15 protein-coding genes are annotated in these 17,900 nt (G+C 53.5%); 5 read left to right on the top strand and 10 right to left on the bottom strand.

What is annotated here, in order from left to right:
* Positions 1-142 precede the first annotated feature (142 nt).
* From glnS to I6L53_RS15275, 3 genes are all read left to right on the top strand, one after another.
* A complete protein-coding gene (gene glnS, locus I6L53_RS15285; protein ID WP_042320676.1) occupies positions 143-1,810 on the top strand; it encodes a glutamine--tRNA ligase in 1,668 nt (555 codons plus the stop codon).
* 426 nt (positions 1,811-2,236) lie between these two features.
* A complete protein-coding gene (gene chiP / locus I6L53_RS15280; RefSeq protein WP_042320675.1) occupies positions 2,237-3,643 on the top strand; it encodes a chitoporin ChiP in 1,407 nt (468 codons plus the stop codon).
* A 49-nt stretch (positions 3,644-3,692) separates the two neighbouring features.
* Positions 3,693-4,025 (top strand): ChiQ/YbfN family lipoprotein, encoded by a 333-nt coding sequence (locus I6L53_RS15275; RefSeq protein ID WP_042320674.1) that lies wholly within the window; start codon positions 3,693-3,695, stop codon positions 4,023-4,025.
* 52 nt (positions 4,026-4,077) lie between these two features.
* On the opposite strand, the gene tcuC is transcribed toward I6L53_RS15275, so the two are convergent.
* The 8 genes from tcuC to ybfF all read right to left on the bottom strand — a co-directional run bounded on the left by tcuC (position 4,078) and on the right by ybfF (position 11,714).
* Positions 4,078-5,373 carry a tricarballylate/proton symporter TcuC gene (tcuC, locus tag I6L53_RS15270; RefSeq protein ID WP_042320673.1) on the bottom strand — a complete coding sequence of 432 codons (1,296 nt, stop codon included), beginning with the start codon at positions 5,371-5,373 and terminating at the stop codon, positions 4,078-4,080.
* Between the two features lie 53 nt (positions 5,374-5,426).
* Positions 5,427-6,566, bottom strand: coding sequence for a tricarballylate utilization 4Fe-4S protein TcuB (tcuB, locus tag I6L53_RS15265; protein WP_042320672.1), 1,140 nt, complete (start codon positions 6,564-6,566; stop codon positions 5,427-5,429).
* Positions 6,553-7,956 carry an FAD-dependent tricarballylate dehydrogenase TcuA gene (gene tcuA / locus I6L53_RS15260; RefSeq protein WP_042320671.1) on the bottom strand — a complete coding sequence of 468 codons (1,404 nt, stop codon included), beginning with the start codon at positions 7,954-7,956 and terminating at the stop codon, positions 6,553-6,555. Before tcuA ends, tcuB begins: the two co-directional genes overlap by 14 nt.
* A gap of 97 nt (positions 7,957-8,053) precedes the next feature.
* On the bottom strand, positions 8,054-8,980 hold the full coding sequence (gene tcuR / locus I6L53_RS15255) for a tricarballylate utilization LysR family transcriptional regulator TcuR (protein WP_042320670.1): 927 nt from the start codon (positions 8,978-8,980) through the stop codon (positions 8,054-8,056).
* Positions 8,981-9,111: 131 nt separating this feature from the next.
* Positions 9,112-9,558, bottom strand: coding sequence for a ferric iron uptake transcriptional regulator (gene fur / locus I6L53_RS15250; RefSeq protein ID WP_042320669.1), 447 nt, complete (start codon positions 9,556-9,558; stop codon positions 9,112-9,114).
* A gap of 280 nt (positions 9,559-9,838) precedes the next feature.
* A complete protein-coding gene (fldA, locus tag I6L53_RS15245) occupies positions 9,839-10,369 on the bottom strand; it encodes a flavodoxin FldA (protein ID WP_003022839.1) in 531 nt (176 codons plus the stop codon).
* A gap of 149 nt (positions 10,370-10,518) precedes the next feature.
* Positions 10,519-10,812 carry a LexA regulated protein gene (gene ybfE, locus I6L53_RS15240; protein ID WP_042320668.1) on the bottom strand — a complete coding sequence of 98 codons (294 nt, stop codon included), beginning with the start codon at positions 10,810-10,812 and terminating at the stop codon, positions 10,519-10,521.
* A 128-nt stretch (positions 10,813-10,940) separates the two neighbouring features.
* Positions 10,941-11,714 carry an esterase gene (ybfF, locus tag I6L53_RS15235; protein ID WP_042320667.1) on the bottom strand — a complete coding sequence of 258 codons (774 nt, stop codon included), beginning with the start codon at positions 11,712-11,714 and terminating at the stop codon, positions 10,941-10,943.
* A 190-nt stretch (positions 11,715-11,904) separates the two neighbouring features.
* Between ybfF and seqA the strand changes: the two genes are divergently transcribed.
* Both seqA and pgm read left to right on the top strand, forming a co-directional pair.
* The gene (gene seqA, locus I6L53_RS15230) at positions 11,905-12,450 is read left to right on the top strand and encodes a replication initiation negative regulator SeqA (RefSeq protein ID WP_042320666.1); all 546 of its coding nucleotides are present in this window, start codon (positions 11,905-11,907) and stop codon (positions 12,448-12,450) included.
* A gap of 23 nt (positions 12,451-12,473) precedes the next feature.
* A complete protein-coding gene (gene pgm, locus I6L53_RS15225; RefSeq protein ID WP_042320665.1) occupies positions 12,474-14,114 on the top strand; it encodes a phosphoglucomutase (alpha-D-glucose-1,6-bisphosphate-dependent) in 1,641 nt (546 codons plus the stop codon).
* A 129-nt stretch (positions 14,115-14,243) separates the two neighbouring features.
* Here pgm and potE read toward each other — a convergent pair whose 3' ends face one another.
* Together potE and speF are read right to left on the bottom strand one after the other, a co-directional pair.
* A complete protein-coding gene (potE, locus tag I6L53_RS15220; RefSeq protein WP_042320664.1) occupies positions 14,244-15,563 on the bottom strand; it encodes a putrescine-ornithine antiporter in 1,320 nt (439 codons plus the stop codon).
* Complete coding sequence (speF, locus tag I6L53_RS15215; protein WP_042320931.1) at positions 15,560-17,758, bottom strand: ornithine decarboxylase SpeF; 2,199 nt, start codon at positions 17,756-17,758, stop codon at positions 15,560-15,562. The genes potE and speF overlap by 4 nt, the downstream gene beginning before the upstream one ends.
* Positions 17,759-17,900: the final 142 nt, after the last annotated feature.

The raw sequence follows: 17,900 nt of genomic DNA, 5'->3' as shown, positions 1-17,900 counted from the left end.
TCATTGAGCCTTAAGCGGCGGGGGGAAACCTCCGCCGCTTTTTTTTATTGGTAACGCTTTTCCGTGACATAAAGGTTGTCTCTTCGCCCAGCTTATAAGATCATATGCCGTTATACGTTGTTCACGCTTTGAGGAATCCACGATGAGTGAGGCTGAAGCCCGCCCGAGTAACTTTATTCGTCAGATCATCGATGAAGATCTGGCCAGTGGTAAGCACACCACGATCCATACCCGTTTTCCGCCGGAGCCAAATGGCTATCTGCACATTGGCCACGCGAAATCTATCTGCCTGAACTTTGGTATCGCGCAAGACTACCAGGGCCAGTGCAACCTGCGTTTCGATGATACCAACCCGGTAAAAGAAGATATCGAGTACGTCGATTCGATCAAAAACGACGTTGAGTGGTTAGGTTTTCACTGGGCTGGCGACGTTCGTTACTCCTCAGATTACTTTGATCAGCTGCATGCCTACGCGGTTGAACTGATCAACAAAGGTCTGGCATATGTTGATGAACTGACGCCGGAGCAGATCCGCGAATATCGTGGCACGCTGACGGCACCGGGTAAAAACAGCCCGTTCCGCGATCGCAGCATCGAAGAGAACCTTGCGTTGTTCGAAAAAATGCGTACCGGTGGTTTTGAAGAAGGTAAAGCTTGCCTGCGCGCGAAGATCGACATGGCATCGCCGTTTATCGTGATGCGCGATCCGGTTCTGTACCGCATTAAATTTGCTGAACACCATCAGACCGGCAACAAGTGGTGCATCTATCCGATGTATGACTTTACCCACTGCATCAGCGATGCGCTGGAAGGCATTACGCACTCACTGTGTACGCTTGAGTTCCAGGACAACCGTCGTCTGTACGACTGGGTGCTGGACAACATCTCCATTCCGGTTCACCCGCGTCAGTATGAATTTTCGCGCCTGAATCTGGAATATACCGTGATGTCCAAGCGTAAGCTGAACCTGCTGGTGGCTGACAAGCACGTAGAAGGCTGGGACGATCCGCGTATGCCGACCATCTCCGGTCTGCGTCGTCGTGGTTATACCGCTGCGGCAATTCGTGAATTCTGCAAACGTATTGGTGTGACCAAGCAGGACAATACGATTGAAATGGCGTCGCTGGAATCCTGTATCCGCGAAGATCTGAACGAAAACGCACCGCGTGCGATGGCGGTTATCGATCCGGTAAAACTGGTTATCGAGAACTACCCGCAGGGTGAAAGCGAAATGGTCACCATGCCTAATCATCCGAACAAACCGGAAATGGGCACGCGTGAGGTTCCGTTCAGCGGTGAAATCTGGATCGATCGCGCTGACTTCCGCGAAGAAGCCAACAAGCAGTACAAGCGTCTGGTGATGGGCAAAGAAGTGCGTCTGCGTAACGCCTACGTGGTGAAAGCAGAACGCGTGGAGAAAGATGATGAAGGCAATATCACGACTATCTTCTGCACCTATGACGCGGATACGCTGAGTAAGGATCCGGCTGATGGCCGTAAAGTGAAAGGCGTGATCCACTGGGTTAGCGCCGCACATGCGCTACCGGTAGAGATCCGTCTCTACGATCGTCTGTTCAGCGTACCAAACCCTGGTGCTGCGGATGATTTCCTGTCCGTGATGAACCCGGAATCACTGGTGATCAAACAGGGCTTTGCTGAACCGTCGCTGAAAGCCGCGGTTGCAGGGAAAGCGTTCCAGTTTGAGCGCGAAGGTTACTTCTGCCTGGACAGCCGTTATGCCAGCGCAGAGAAACTGGTGTTTAACCGCACCGTTGGCCTGCGTGATACCTGGGCGAAAGTCGGCGAGTAAACCGTCGAACGAACCTGCCAAACGCCGCACTCTGCGGCGTTTTTTTTCGCCGATCACTCTCGCTTTGCGAAGCGAATTAATTCCCATTCAGAAAATAGAGCCATTAACAAACGTTTGTTTTCACTAACTTATGCAATAAGTTGCCCATAACACGAAATAGCTTTCATCCTTCTGGAAAACAAAGAAAATTTATATCTTTGCTGTCATTTATTGACCGATGAATGAAATGTAACAGAAAGCGATGAAATATGTGCGGTTGCTCATACTCTTACATTCTCGTTACAGAAAGAGATTGATAATTCGCGTCGCGAAAAATAGTCTATCACTGTAGTCAGTGAGGTTTCTCTCAGTGCTACTTTTAAATTTTTATTTTTTCGCTGTTTCGCCTTTGGCAACAGCAATTTATACGTCAAAGAGGATTAACATATGCGTACGTTTAGTGGCAAACGTAGTGCGCTGGCGTTGGCTATCGCCGGTATCACAGCACTGTCGGGTCTGGTCGTTGTTCCGCAGGCACAGGCCGAAGGCTTTATCGATGATTCAACCCTGACGGGCGGCATTTATTACTGGCAGCGTGAGCGCGACCGTAAAGATGTCACCGACGGCGACAAATATAAAACCAACCTTTCTCACGCGACCTGGAACGCCAACCTGGATTTCCAGTCCGGCTATGCAGCCGATATGTTCGGTCTCGATGTGGCGGCGTTTACCGCAATTGAAATGGCAGAAAATGGCGACAGCGGCCATCCAAACGAAATCGCCTTCTCGAAAAAGAACAAAGGCTATGACGAAGACTACTCCGGTGATAAGAGCGGAATCAGTCTGTATAAGGCCGCCGCGAAATTCAAATTTGGTCCCGCCTGGGCCCGCGCCGGTTATATTCAACCTACCGGTCAGACGCTGTTAGCGCCGCACTGGAGCTTTATGCCGGGTACCTATCAGGGTGCCGAAGCGGGCGCTAACTTTGACTATGGCGACGCGGGCGCGCTGAGTTTCTCCTATATGTGGGCCAACGAATATAAAGCGCCGTGGCACACTGAAGTCGATAAATTCTACCAGGGCGATAAAAAGACCAAAGTCGATTATCTCCACTCTGTCGGCGCAAAATATGATTTCAAAAATGACCTGGTGCTGGAAGCCGCATTTGGTCAGTCCGAAGGCTATGTCGATCAGTACTTCGCCAAAGCCAGCTACAAGTTCGATTTAGGTGGCAATCCGTTCTCCACCAGCTATCAGTTCTACGGGGCGCGTGACAAAGTCGATGACCGCAGCGCCAGCGACATTTATGACGGTACGGCCTGGCTGCAGGCGTTGACCTTCGGCTACAAAGTGGCAGAAGTGGTTGACCTGCGTCTGGAAGGGACCTGGGTTAAGGCCGAAGGGCAGCAAGGGTTCTTCCTGCAACGTATGACTCCGACCTATGCGTCATCCAACGGTCGTCTGGATATCTGGTGGGATAACCGTTCAGACTTCAACGCCAACGGCGAAAAAGCGGTCTTCTTCGGTGCGATGTATGACCTGAAAAACTGGAACCTGCCGGGCTGGGCCGTCGGGGCTTCTTATGTGTATGCCTGGGACGCGAAACCGTCTACCTGGCAGAGCAGCCCGGATGCATACTACGACAAAAACCGTACTATCGAAGAGTCATCTTACAGCCTGGATGCGGTCTATACGCTGCAGGACGGTCGTGCGAAAGGCACCATGTTTAAACTGCACTTCACCGAATATGACAACCATTCCAACATCCCGAGCTGGGGTGGCGGTTATGGCAACATCTTCCAGGATGAGCGCGACGTGAAGTTCATTGTGATTGCACCGTTCACCATCTTCTAATGCCAACAGCGGCAGGCCCAGCACCTGCCGCCTCGTTGAGGACCCTGCTATGAAAAAACTGATACTCATCGCCGTGATGGCCTCGGGACTGGTTGCCTGCGCACCGTCAATGGCTCCGAAAGAAGACAGCCGGTTGAAAGAAGCGTACAGCGCCTGTATCAACACGGCACAGGGATCGCCAGAGAAAATCGAAGCCTGTCAGAGCGTGCTGAACGTGCTGAAAAAAGAGAAACAGCATCAGCAGTTTGCGAATCAGGAAAGTGTTCGTGTGCTGGATTACCAGCAGTGTATTCAGGCGACGCGCACTGGTAACGATCAGGCCGTGAAAGCCGATTGCGATAAGATCTGGCAGGAAATTCGCAGCAACAACACGGCGAAGTAAGCGTCAGAGATAGTATAAAACGGGCGGAGAGATATCTCCGCCCGTCTGCGTTTCAGAGCTTATTCTCTGCTGTCTGATAACCGCGACTGAGACGGACAAATAACATTGCCGTCGCGGCGAATCCGCACAGCGCTGCGCACATAAGCCACCAACCCGGTGAACTCTTATCGCCCGTCAACTGGACCAGCGCTGTGGAAATGGCGGGCGTCAGGCCGCCGAAAATCGCCGTGGCGAGACTAAAGGCCAGTGAAAACCCCACGGTTCGTACATAAACCGGCATGACTTCGGTCAGTGCGGCAACCATCGCGCCGTTGTACATACCAAAGAAGAACGAGAACCAGAGCAGTACCAGCGTCATACGGGTGAAATCAGGGGCGGCGGTAAGCCAGTTCATTACCGGCCAGGTGGTGACCAGTGCCAGCAAAGTGATGCCCATCAGCACCGGGCGACGCCCAATCCGGTCAGAGATGGCACCGCCAATCGGCAGCCAGATGAAGTTAGAAATCCCCACCAGCATGGTGACTATCAGGCTGTCACGCGCGCTGAGGTTCAAAACGGCTCTCCCGTAAGTGGGGGTATAGACGGTAATAAAATAAAAGGTCGTGGTTGTCATCGCCACCAGCAGGGTACCTGCGGTGATGATGCGCCAGTTTTTAACAATCGTGGTAAAAATCTCCCGGGTGTCGGGGCGGTGCTTACGTTGTAAAAAGGCTTCAGTTTCCTGTAGTGAACGTCGAAGAACAAAAATCAGCGGAATAATCATGCAGCCAATAAAGAACGGGATTCGCCAACCCCATTCAGAGATCTCATCGTGCCCCAGCGTGACATTCAGGCCGTAGCCAATCAGCGCGGCGACAACGATCGCGACCTGTTGACTGGCCGATTGCCAACTGGTGTAAAAGCCTTTATTGCCAGGCGTTGCGATTTCAGAAAGATAAACAGAGACGCCGCCCAGTTCGACGCCGGCAGAGAATCCCTGTAGCAAGCGCCCCAGCAGCACCAGCGCGGGGGCCAGCAGGCCGATGGTCTGATAACCCGGAACGAGGGCTATCAACAGCGTGCCGCAGCCCATAATTGCCAGAGTAACCATCAGCCCTTTACGCCGACCGATCCTGTCGATATATGCCCCCAGTATTACCGCCCCGATGGGGCGCATTAAAAAGCCGGAGCCAAAAACGGCAAAGGTAAGCATGAGGCTGGCGAACTCACTTTCGGCGGGAAAAAACGTCTTTGCGATATAAGTGGCATAAAAACCAAACAGAAAAAAATCAAACTGTTCGAGAAAATTACCGCTGGTCACACGCAGTATTGCGCCGAACGTGCCGGCGCGCGATGGTTGTTGAGTCATTGAGGTTGCTCCACTGTCTTATCATAATATTTATAGAGGTAAGAGTTTGCGGGTCAGTCGCCTGCGACCCCCGCCTGTTTTCCACGTCGCTTCTCAATTGCCCATTTGAGTAAAGATGCGCAGCGGTAAAATCCGTGGGCAAATTTTCCGTACGGAATGGTCAAAAAAAGTGCCATGACCACGCCAAGATGGATGGCAAGCAGGATCCCCATCCATGAGGTGTCTCTCCCCGCCAGCAGACCCAGGCCGGTCAGGCTGGTCAGTAGCAGCAGTAAAATAAATCCGCGATCCATTGGTTTCTGTCGCGCGTCACCATGCAGTGGTGAGCGCTTAAGGTTTAACCACAGCAGGCCCGCCGGGCCGATGACTAAGCCGACTCCACCGAGCGTGCCAAGCATAACCGGCACGCTGAAGAACGGGTAAGGGGCTTCCCATCCGGCAATGTAGTGGTAACCGGTCGCCACTACGGTCGCGGCGAAACAGAGCATAAAGCCGTAAAAGGTGAAATGATGGAAACGACGGCGCATCAGCGTAAAGGCATCGTCAGTTTCGTTGCAGCCCTTGCCATGTCCACCGTCGAGGTATTTCAGCGTCAGCGCATTGTGCGAAGCTTCGGCAATTTCCACCGGACGTGGCCCAACGGGGGATATCTCACGCCAGAAGCGGATTACGCCAGCCATCAGTAAACCGATCGCCAGCACGAAAACGGAGCCAAACATCCATGCCAGCAGGTTGTGCGGGAATATTTGGTAGAAATCACCGGCCAGCGGCGGGTGGAGCAGCGATCCCTTTAGCCCCATCGCGAGGAGTAAAAAGAGGATCAGACCAAAGACTAGTGCCAGCGTCACGGTGACGCCTGCCCGGCGATACAGCGCCCCGAAGACCGCCGGTTGCGCGTAATGTTGATAAGTTTCCAGACGCACTTCCGCCATCGCTTTCGGCACATTGATCGCAAACTCATGGGGCGGGGCGTACTGACAGGCGTGCAGGCAGGCACCGCAGTTATGGCACAGGTTGGCAAGATAGTTGATGTCGGCTTTGCCAAATTCCAGCCGTTGAGTCATTGCCGGAAATACGGCGCAAAACCCTTCGCAATAGCGACAGGCGTTACAAACCTGCATCACCCGCTCGACTTCAGCCTCCGGCCCGGTGAGAATTTTGGCCTCGATAATCAATTTTTCAAGCTGCTTCATGACGTGCCTCCTTGCGTGCTGCCAGGGCAGCTTCTTTACCTGCGATCCGACCAAACGTGGTGCCGATGGACATGCCGACACCGGCGGTATAGCCCTTGCCCAGCACGTTGCCTGCCATCATTTCACCGGCAACGAACAGGTTACGGCTGGGGGCGCCAGCGAAGTGGACCGCAGCATGTTCATTCACTTTCAGCCCCAGATAGGTAAAGGTGATCCCTGGACGCAGGGCATAACCGTAGTAGGGTGGGGTATCGAGAGGTCGCGCCCAGTGGGTTTTTGGTGGCGTCAGGCCCTGCGTTGCGCAGTTATCCAACGTTGTGTGATCAAACTGGCCCGGCTGACAGGCCTGGTTGTACTGCTCCACGGTATCGGTAAAGCGTTCGGGATCCAGCCCCAGTTGGCGGGCCAGTTCACCCAGCGTGTTCGCTTGCGCCCCCGGGAAAACCGGCGGCATAAAGTGGCCGATCGCTTTGCTGTCGATAATGGAGAAGCCAATCTGGCCGGGCTGATGGGCAACCAGACGCCCCCAGATGGCGTAGCGTTTCGGCCAGAAATCTTCGCCTTCGTCGTAAAAGCGTTCTGCGTCCCGGTTGACCACCACACCCAGGGATACGCAATCCACGCGGGTACAAATGCCGCCGTCATACAGCGGGGCTCGGGCATCAATGGCAACACAGTGGGACTGGGACGGATCGCCGATGATGTCAGCCCCGGCGTCGATCATAAATTTGAGCAACACACCCTGATTAAAGCGGGTGCCGCGAATGAGGAAGTTATCGGCGGGCCATTCGCCACGCGCGTTTTCCCCCCAGGCCTCGCGCAGCCATTCCCGGTTGGATTCAAACCCGCCGGCGGCAAGGACACAGGCTCTGGCCTCAATGCGCTCGTTACCTGCCAGGGCGGCGACGAATTCGCCATTATGCAATTCAAGCGCCTGTACCGGCGTGTTGTAGCGAATCTGCACCCCCAGCTTTTCTGCGCTGCGGTAATAGGCGTTCACGAGGGCTTTCCCGCCGCCCATGAAGAAGGCATTAGTACGCGCCACGTGCAGCGCGCCAGAGAGCGGAGGCTGAAAATTAACACCGTGTTGGCGCATCCAGTCACGACACTGCGATGAGGTACGGATCACCAGACGCGCCAGCGCTTCATCGGTATTGCCTTCCGTGACGCGCCAGAGATCCTGCCAGAACTCCTCTTCGGGATAACTCTCTACCAATACATCCTGTGGCGCATCGTGCATACAACGTAAATTGCGCGTATGTTGAGAATTGCCGCCGCGCCATTCCCGTGGCGCAGCCTCTAACAGCAACACGGAGGCTCCTGCCTCGCGGGCGGTTAAGGCGGCACATAACGCGGCATTACCGCCGCCAATCACCAGTACATCCACCATCGTATACTCCATTACCATTTAACTATTTGTTAAATTTGTAATTGAAATGTATACGCACGGGTTGTGTGGGCGCTATGAGGAAAAGCTAAAGACCTGTTTAGTGAGCGTAAAGGGTTGCCCCCGGCCAACTGCCGGTTTCTACAAGTTCACGCATGACTTTTGTGAGCATCACGCGGGCGGCGAGCCCGGCGGGGGTGAGTTCATCGTCAGACAGGCTGACCAGAAAATTGGGGCGGCTGAGTACAGGATTGTGGACACCGATCACTCTTAGCGCTGCTCTCTCAAGGTGCGAAATGGCAGCGCCGGGTTGCAGCGTGGCACCGAGTCCGCTGCGAACGGCACGCATCAGTAACGCCAGGCCATCAATTTCCGTGGCGATATCCACCTTTAGTCCGTGTTCCTGACAGATGGCCTCCAGTCGGCCGCGCAGTCCGTGACCCTGACTTGGCATGATCAGCGGAATATTCGCCAGTTGGGCAGGGGTTATGGTGTCATCCGGAATATCTGCCAGCAGCTCGTGCGTGCCAATCAGAAAAAGCCGCTCTTCGAGAACCGGCCTGGCGCTCCAGCGCAGGATCTTCTCTTTCTGAAAAACGACGGCCAGATCAATCTGACGGGTGTTGATCATCCGCTCCAGGTTGCCGGAGAGGCTTTCCACCACATGCAAGCGTACGTCGGCGTAATGTTCCCGCATGGCATGAATAAACGGCATTCCGAGGATGGAGGCGGTGCTGGGGGCCATACCGACGCTGACATGACCGGACAGACGCGCATCTCGCGCCGCCAGAATCGCATCATCAGCGTGACGTAGCGCCAGCTGTGCCTGTGAATAAAAAGCCAGACCGGCGTTGGTTGGCGTTACGCCACGCGAGGTTCGCTGCAACAGACGAATCGCGAGTTCGTTTTCCAGTCGCGTCATCTGCTGGCTGAGTGCTGAGACGCCGATGTCGAGATCGAGCGCCGCGCTGCCCATACTGCCGGTTTCCACTATACGGACAAAGTAACGTAGCTGGCGAAGTTCCATTTCAATTCTCCGGACAGGGCAGGGTGAGATTTTACATTAAAGCAACATGCTGTCAGAAGCAAAGCACAGAATGGGGAATGACACGCATAAAAAAAGCCAACCGGATGGTTGGCTTTTCAGAATAATACACATTATTTCGCGTCGTGCGCGTGTTCATCTTCACGACAATCGCCTTCAGCGCAGTGGCCGTACAGATAAAGGCTGTGATTCGTCAGACGAATGCCATGCTTCGCCGCGATTTCACGCTGGCGGGCTTCAATAGAATCATCACTGAATTCGATCACTTTGCCGCAATCGAGGCAAATAAGGTGATCGTGATGATGCTGCTGCGTCAGCTCGAAAACGGATTTACCACCTTCAAAATTGTGGCGGGTAACGATCCCGGCGTCATCAAACTGGTTCAGCACGCGATACACGGTCGCCAGACCAATTTCTTCACCCATGTCGATCAGTCGTTTATATAAATCTTCCGCACTGACGTGATGGTTTTCCGGTCCCTGAAGAACTTCCAGAATCTTTAAACGAGGAAGCGTTACTTTCAGGCCAGCCTTCTTTAATGCGGTATTGTTGTCAGTCATGCGGAATCTGTCCTGTTGCTAAACGATTCACTTCATACAAGAAGTGACAGAAATTGCACTCGAGATAATGCGTTTCATTATAGGACTGCCGTGTCTAAATGAAAACTGCAAGCCTCTGGCAAATGTTAATAAATAGTCGGTATTGCCTGGAAATGAGAGCGCCACCTAAAAACTCCCGCACATTGTACAGGGATGGGCAAGAAAGTTACAAATTTGTAGCAATTATTTTGATTGGTTCTGTCTATTGATGCGGCGCAAACGTTGTCTGCGCCGCCGTACATCAGGCGTTGATGATCTCGTCCAGGTGCAGTTCTTCAGAAATCTGCTTCACCCATTTTTCCACGCGCTCAGCGGTCAGTTCCGGCTGACGGTCTTCGTCAATCGCCAGACCGACAAAATGGTCGTCATCAGCCAGACCTTTGGACGCTTCAAAATGATAGCCTGCGGTCGGCCAGTGACCCACGATGGTTGCGCCGCGCGGCTCAATGATATCGCGGATCGTGCCTAACGCGTCGCAGAAGTATTCGGCATAATCTTCCTGATCGCCACAGCCAAACAGGGCAACCAGTTTGCCGTTAAAATCAATGTCTTCGAGGGTTGGGAAGAAGTCGTCCCAGTCGCACTGCGCTTCACCGTAGTACCAGGTTGGGATACCGAGCAGCAGAATGTCATAGCCTTCGAGATCTTCCTTGCTGCTTTTTGCAATGTCATGTACATCGGCAACGTCTTTACCAAGCTGTTTTTGAATCATTTTTGCGATATTTTCGGTATTCCCGGTGTCGCTGCCGAAAAAGATGCCAGTGATTGCCATGAGTAAAGTAACCTCTTGAAACTTATTGAAATGGTGGTGGCGAATTGCCCACAGATAACGGCAATCATAGCAGAACAGTCAGGTATGCGGAAATAGCAAACGCATACGAGTGCACTCCATGCTACACGAAAGTGGGGGATGGGATGATTTCAGGCGAGATTCTGACCGCGTAGCGCCGCCAGTTGGGCCATCAGTATCTCTTCAATCAGTTCGCTGCGGCTTATCTCCCGGGATTCCGCCAGCTCATTTAGCGCGTCAACGGCTTCCGCGTTGAGTTTGAGCTCGACACGCTTAAGACCACGAACTTTGTCGCGTTTTAGCTGGTTACGCTTGTTAATGCGCAGTTGTTCATCGCGCGAAAGCGGATTGGTTTTCGGTCGTCCCGGGCGACGCTCGTGCGCGAACAGATCTAGTGTCGTACGGTCCGTTTGTTCTTTGGCCATGATTTTGGTGACTTCGGGGAAACAATCAGCCAGGCCTCTGCCCGGATGGATAGCGCGCCATCATACATCAGCGAATGAGGCGCGCCAACGTTCGTACGAGTAATCGCGCACGGACGCCGAGTTTTTAATCAGTTAGCCGTTTCATTCAGATAACGACGGATGGCGCGCAGCACCGCCTCCGGCTTTTCGGCATGCACCCAATGACCGGCCCCGGCAATCACATGCGCACGCGCCTGTGGGAACTGGGCCAGCAAATCGGCGCGATATGCTTCAGTGACATAAGGGGAGTTGCCGCCGGGGATAAACAGTGCCGGATGATCCCAGGCCGGAATCGTCTCCCATCCGACGATGTGCGGGTATTGTTCCCATAGTACCGGTACGTTGAAACGCCACTCGCCGTCAACATACGATTTCAGCAAAAATTGAATCACGCCTTCTTCATTAAGATGTTCGCGCATGACCGCTGCTGCCTGCTGACGGGTGTTTGCTTCTGCTGCCGTCACCGCGTTGATAGCAGCGAAAATCTCGTCGTGGCGGCGAACGTGGTAATCCACCGGCGCGATGTCTATTGCCACTAAACGTTCGATGCGATCCGGAGCCAGCGCGCTGAGCGCCATCACCGCTTTACCGCCCATCGAATGACCAATAAAGATGGCTTTTTCGATGTGTTGCATATCCAGCGTATCTAACAGATCCTGCGCCATCGCCGGGTAGTTCATCACCGGATCGCGAGGAGAGAGACCGTGGTTTCGCATATCGACCTGGATGATGTCATGGTCGTTCACCAGGTCGCGTGCAAGCACGCCCAGGTTGTCCAGACTGCCAAATAAACCGTGAACCAGTACGATGGGAGAATTATTGTGCAGGTTTTGTGCGGATTGCGCTCGGATATTCAATTTCATGGCAAAGTTCTTTTTTTCGCTCTGTCGGGTTAGGGTATTATGTTGACCATTCTGCCACCGGGCTGCAACCTCTTCGGTTTTCTCCGAGTTTTTTGTTCAGCCAGGTTTGACGCTATTCGCCGTTGGGATTTGCTCCTATACTCCCAACGATTTGTATTTCAGATCAGATAAGACACCGCACTGGATTAAGATGAAAACGATTGAAGTTGATGATGAACTCTATAGCTATATTGCCAGCCACACGAAGCATATCGGCGAGAGCGCATCCGAGATTTTACGGCGTATGTTGAAGTTTTCCGCCACATCACAGCCCGTCACGCCAGTGACAAAAGAGGTTCGCGCCGCGCAACCGGTCGTTGTCGAGGCGAAACCCGTCAATCTTGTCAAAGATAAAGTGCGCGCTATGCGTGAACTGCTTCTGTCCGATGAATATGCAGAACAGAAGAAAGCCGTTAACCGCTTTATGCTGGTGCTGACTACACTCTATACACTGGATCAACATGCGTTTGCTGAGGCAACGGAATCGTTGCATGGGCGTACGCGTGTCTATTTTGCGGCTGATGAACAGACGCTGCTGAAAAACGGTAACCAAACCAAACCAAAACACGTGCCCGGCACGCCGTATTGGGTGATCACCAACACCAACACCGGCCGTAAATGCAACATGATTGAGCACATCATGCAGTCAATGCAATTCCCGGCGGAATTGATTGAAAAGGTTTGCGGAACAATTTAATCCATGCAGAAAAGGACCAGGCAATGGCAATCCACGACCGCGCAGGTAAACCTGCGCAACAGAGTGATTTGATTAACGTCGCGCAACTGACGTCACAATACTATGTACTGAAGCCCGCAAAAGGAAATGCGGAACACGCGGTGAAGTTCGGCACCTCCGGACACCGTGGCAGTGCAGGCCGTCATAGCTTTAACGAGCCCCATATTCTGGCGATAGCGCAGGCTATCGCGGAAGAGCGTGCAAAAAATGGCATTACGGGTCCGTGCTATGTGGGAAAAGATACTCACGCCCTGTCTGAACCAGCGTTTATTTCCGTGCTGGAAGTGCTCGCAGCGAATGGGGTTGACGTGATTGTTCAGGAGAACAACGGTTTTACCCCAACGCCAGCAGTATCGAATGCCATTCTGGTCCATAACAAAAAAGGCGGCCCGCTGGCTGACGGTATCGTCATTACTCCGTCCCACAATCCGCCGGAAGATGGTGGTATTAAATACAACCCGCCTAACGGTGGTCCGGCAGATACCAACGTCACGAAAGTGGTGGAAGATCGCGCGAACGCGCTGCTGGCTGATGACCTTAAAGGCGTGAAGCGTATTTCTCTGGATGCGGCGCTGGCGTTTGGTCATGTTAAAGAGCAGGACCTGGTGCAGCCGTTTGTTGAAGGGCTGGCGGATATCGTCGATATGGCAGCCATTCAGAGAGCCGGTCTGACGTTGGGCGTGGATCCGCTGGGCGGTTCCGGTATCGAATACTGGAAGCGTATCGCGGAACATTACAAACTGAATCTGACCATCGTAAACGATCAGGTTGATCAAACTTTCCGCTTTATGCATCTCGATAAAGATGGCGCCATCCGTATGGACTGCTCCTCTGAATGTGCTATGGCTGGTTTACTGGCACTGCGCGATAAGTTCGACCTGGCATTTGCCAACGATCCGGATTATGACCGTCACGGTATCGTTACCCCGGCGGGACTGATGAATCCGAACCACTATCTGGCGGTGGCAATCAACTATCTGTTCCAGCATCGTCCGCAGTGGGGCAAAGACGTGGCTGTCGGTAAAACGCTGGTCTCTTCGGCGATGATCGACCGCGTGGTCAACGATCTGGGGCGCAAACTGGTTGAAGTTCCGGTGGGCTTTAAATGGTTTGTTGATGGTCTGTTTGACGGCAGCTTCGGTTTTGGCGGCGAAGAGAGCGCGGGGGCATCCTTCCTGCGTTTTGACGGTACGCCGTGGTCGACCGATAAAGATGGGATCATCATGTGCCTGCTGGCGGCAGAAATCACCGCCGTCACCGGGAAGAACCCGCAGGAGCACTACAACGAGCTTGCTGCCCGTTTTGGTGCGCCGAGCTACAACCGTCTACAGGCAGGCGCAACGTCCGCACAAAAGGCGGCGCTGTCTAAACTGTCTCCGGAGATGGTCAGCGCCAGTACGCTGGCAGGTGACCCAATCACTGCGCGTCTGACGGCAGCACCGGGTAACGGTGCGTCGATTGGCGGTCTGAAAGTGATGACCGACAACGGCTGGTTCGCTGCCCGTCCGTCGGGTACGGAAGATGCGTACAAGATCTATTGCGAGAGCTTCCTCGGCGAAGAGCATCGCAAGCAGATCGAAAAAGAAGCGGTTGAAATCGTCAGCGAAGTGCTGAAAAACGCCTGAGTTGAAAAGTTGCATTAAAAAGGAGCCAATTGGCTCCTTTTTCTATTCCCGCACGTTTTCCCGTAGGCTGCCATCCGGCGTTGTTTTATTGCCTGATGGCGCTTCGCTTATCGGGCCTACGAGGAGCTATTAACCGTGCTTATTTTTCAGTTCAAAGCGTGGTGAAACCAGACCGTACAGCGTCCAGCCGAGGAAGGTCACGATGGAACCGTACAGCATCGCCTCCTCTCCTGACGAGTAGAGCGCATAGAAGCTATACATCGCCCCCACGAACGCCACGAAGTTTGCCGGTTTTGCTTTCGCCGACGGAACATTTGCCACTCGCTGTATGATCACCAGCGCGGCCATCGACAGAATGTACGGGATGATATTTGTCACCACGGCCAGGTTGACGAGCACGTTAAACTGGCTGTTCAGCGACGGACTAATGGTCATCAGTGATAAGCCGCTCTGGATGATCACAATCGTCAGCATTCCCTGAACGGGGGCATCGACTTTAGTCACGCGAGAGAACACTTTCGGGAAATACCCTTCGTCCGCCGAGGACTTAAACACCTGTGCGATGGTGAACTGCCAGCCTAACAGCGATCCGCAGCAGGACATGATCATCAGCGCCATGATCACTTTACCCACTTCCGGCGTGAACATCTGCGCAAACGCCAGGCCAAACGGTGCGGTCGAGTTTGCCAGATCCATGTTAGGCACAATCCCGGCAATGACGTTGGTGGAGACGATGTAGATCACCGCCGCGCCCAGCGTCCCGCCCAGTACGGCAATCGGTACGTTCTTCTCAGGGTTTTCCACCACTTCCGCGTTAGCACAAGCCGATTCCAGACCGAGGAATGCCCACAGCGTCATCGCGATAGACGAACCAACCGCCGTGAAGAACGGTACGTTATGCGGGTTCCAGGAGTTGGCGTACAGCGTTGGGCTAAACCAGAACCAGCCGATAATGCACAGGCCGACTACCGGAATGATCACCCCCCAGACGGTGATACTACTGATCTGCCCGGTAATGCGCGCCCCGCCAAAGTTAGCGACCGTACAGATCCACAGCACGCCAATGGTGGCAAGACCGATCTGCACAGGGGTGAGGGTTGCGCCAAAAAGCTCGGTACCATAACCCACGGCGGAGATCGCGATGGCGACGTTGGCAATCAACAGCGACACCCCGTAGGTGTAGTTCGCCATAAAATTGCCGGATTTACCAAACGCATATTCCGCGTAGCCGCCCATACCGCCTGATTTACGGCTGAACATTCCGCACTTGGCGAATGCCCAGGCCAGCGCCATGGAACCGACGGCTGTCACCAGCCAGGAGATAATCGAAATGGTGCCGACTTCAGCCAGTTTGGTCGGCAGCATGATGATGCCGGAACCCATCATATTGACCATAGTCAGGATGGTGAGTTGCATCACGCCCATTTTATTGGATTTGGCTTTACTCATAATGCTTCTCCTTTCAACAGGTCTGACTGTGTGTCGCGAGGTTTAATCACGTAGCACCACACCTGTTTGCGACCATCGCACTCTTTGACATACACACCCTGAAGTTCCGGCGCAAAACCGGGCAACAGGTTGATCCCTTCCTCCAGTGCGCTGAAGTAACGCAATACCGCGCCGCCCCAGATTTCCCCCGGAACCACGCACAGCACCCCTGGCGGATAAGGGAGCGCGCCTTCCGCAGCAATGCGGCCTTCGGCCTCTGGCAAAGGCACCAGATCCACTTCACCGCGCAGATACGCGTAGTTGGCATCTTGCGGATTCATACTGACACGCGGGAAATGCGACTTACGGAACATCTCTTTTTGCAGTTGCTTCACGTTGTGACGTGCGTACAGGTCGTGCATCTCCTGACACAGCTGGCGCAAGGTGTAGCCGGCATAGCGCGCTTCGTGCTGTTTATAGAGAGACGGCAGTACATCAGCCAGCGGCGCATCAGACTCCAGCAACCGCTCGAAACGCACCAACAGGGCGACGAGCTGTTGCAGTTTCGCCATGTCTTCCGCCGGGGTCAGCAGGAACAGGATCGAGTTGAGGTCGCATTTTTCCGGCACCACACCGTTTTCACGCAGGAAGTTGGCAAGGATGGTTGCCGGGACGCCAAAGGTGTCGTATTCGCCGGTATGTGCGTTGATCCCCGGTGTGGTCAGCAGCAGTTTGCAGGGATCAACAAAGTATTGATGCTCGGCGTAACCTTCAAACGCGTGCCAGCGTTCACCAGGGACGAAGTGGAAGAAGCGCAGGTCGTTCGCGATTTCCGCCGTAGGGTAAGACTGCCACGGTTTATCCTCGATCCATTGCGGAACGAACGGGCGAATATGATGGCAGTTTTCGAGGATCAGCTTACGGGCGTCGATACCGTTCGCCACGCAATCCATCCACATATTGCGACCACTGACGCCTTCGTGCATTTTGGCGTTAATATCCAGCGCCGCAAACAGCGGATAGAACGGGCTGGTGGAGGCGTGCATCATAAACGCGTTATTCATGCGCTTATGTGGTACATAACGCGACTGGCCTTTGATATGGCTGTCTTTTTTGTGGATTTGTGAGGTCTGGGAGAAGCCCGCTTGCTGCTTGTGAACCGACTGAGTCACCAGAATACCCGGATCGTTTTCGTTCAGTTCCAACAGCAGTGGGGAGCAATCCGCCATCATCGGGATAAACTGCTCATAGCCTACCCAGGCGGAGTCGAACAGGATGTAGTCGCAAAGGTGACCAATCTTATCCACCACCTGACGCGCGTTATAAATCGTGCCGTCGTAGGTCCCTAACTGGATGACGGCAAGACGGAACGGGCGCGCATCGCGGGAACGCTGTGGCGCCACTTCGCTAACCAATTCACGCAGGTAACTCTCTTCAAAACAGTGGGCATCGATCCCGCCGATGAAACCGTACGGGTTACGCGCGGTTTCCAGATAGACCGGTGTTGCGCCTGCCTGCAATAACGCGCCGTGATGGTTTGACTTGTGGTTGTTGCGGTCGAAGAGAACCAAATCGCCCGGAGTGAGCAGCGCGTTAAGGACCACTTTGTTGGACGAAGAGGTGCCGTTCAGCACAAAATAGGTCTTATCTGCATTAAATACTTTCGCTGCATGCTGCTGAGCAATACACGGCGCGCCTTCGTGGATCAGCAAATCGCCCATTGCCACGTCGGCATTACACAGGTCGGAGCGGAAAAGCGCTTCGCCAAAATATTCCACGAACTGATTGCCTGCCGGATGGCGGCGGAAAAACTCGCCACCCTGGTGTCCCGGGCAGTCAAAGGCACTGTTTCCCTGGTTAACATAGTCAACCAGCGCGCGGAAGAACGGTGGACGTAATTGTGTTTCGTAATGACTGGCTGCCGTTTCTAATTGACGACCGTAGAAGGCGGTACGGGCTTCGTGACATTCAAATACGCCCGAAATGCGTGGCAAATATTCTGCCGGAACGCGCTCTTCCTCTTCGGTTGCGATGAAGACGGGAATGCCGTAACCGGTCGCATCAATTTCATCGAGTTTCCCACGTTCAATATCATTGACAGATAACACCACTGCAGCAACGTCAATAAAGTGGCTTTCATCAACATTGACAATCGTGCGTTGCGTAGAAAAACAGTCAGGGCAAGAACGACTCACGGCGATTTTTAATTCAGACATTTTCATCTCTTTATTTTCAGGTAATAGCAGGTCCTCAATTTCTCGAATGAGAAACTGATAACTCCGGAATAAAAGCAAAGTTTGTCCCCTGATAAATAAATCAGTAAATTGCTTTTTTTAGGATGCAAAAAACCTTACCTGT

This window comes from Citrobacter farmeri, from assembly GCF_019048065.1.
GTDB lineage: Bacteria > Pseudomonadota > Gammaproteobacteria > Enterobacterales > Enterobacteriaceae > Citrobacter_A > Citrobacter_A farmeri.
The sequence above is the reverse complement of the archived record's forward strand: the minus strand, read 5'-3'. Positions and strand labels throughout refer to the sequence as shown.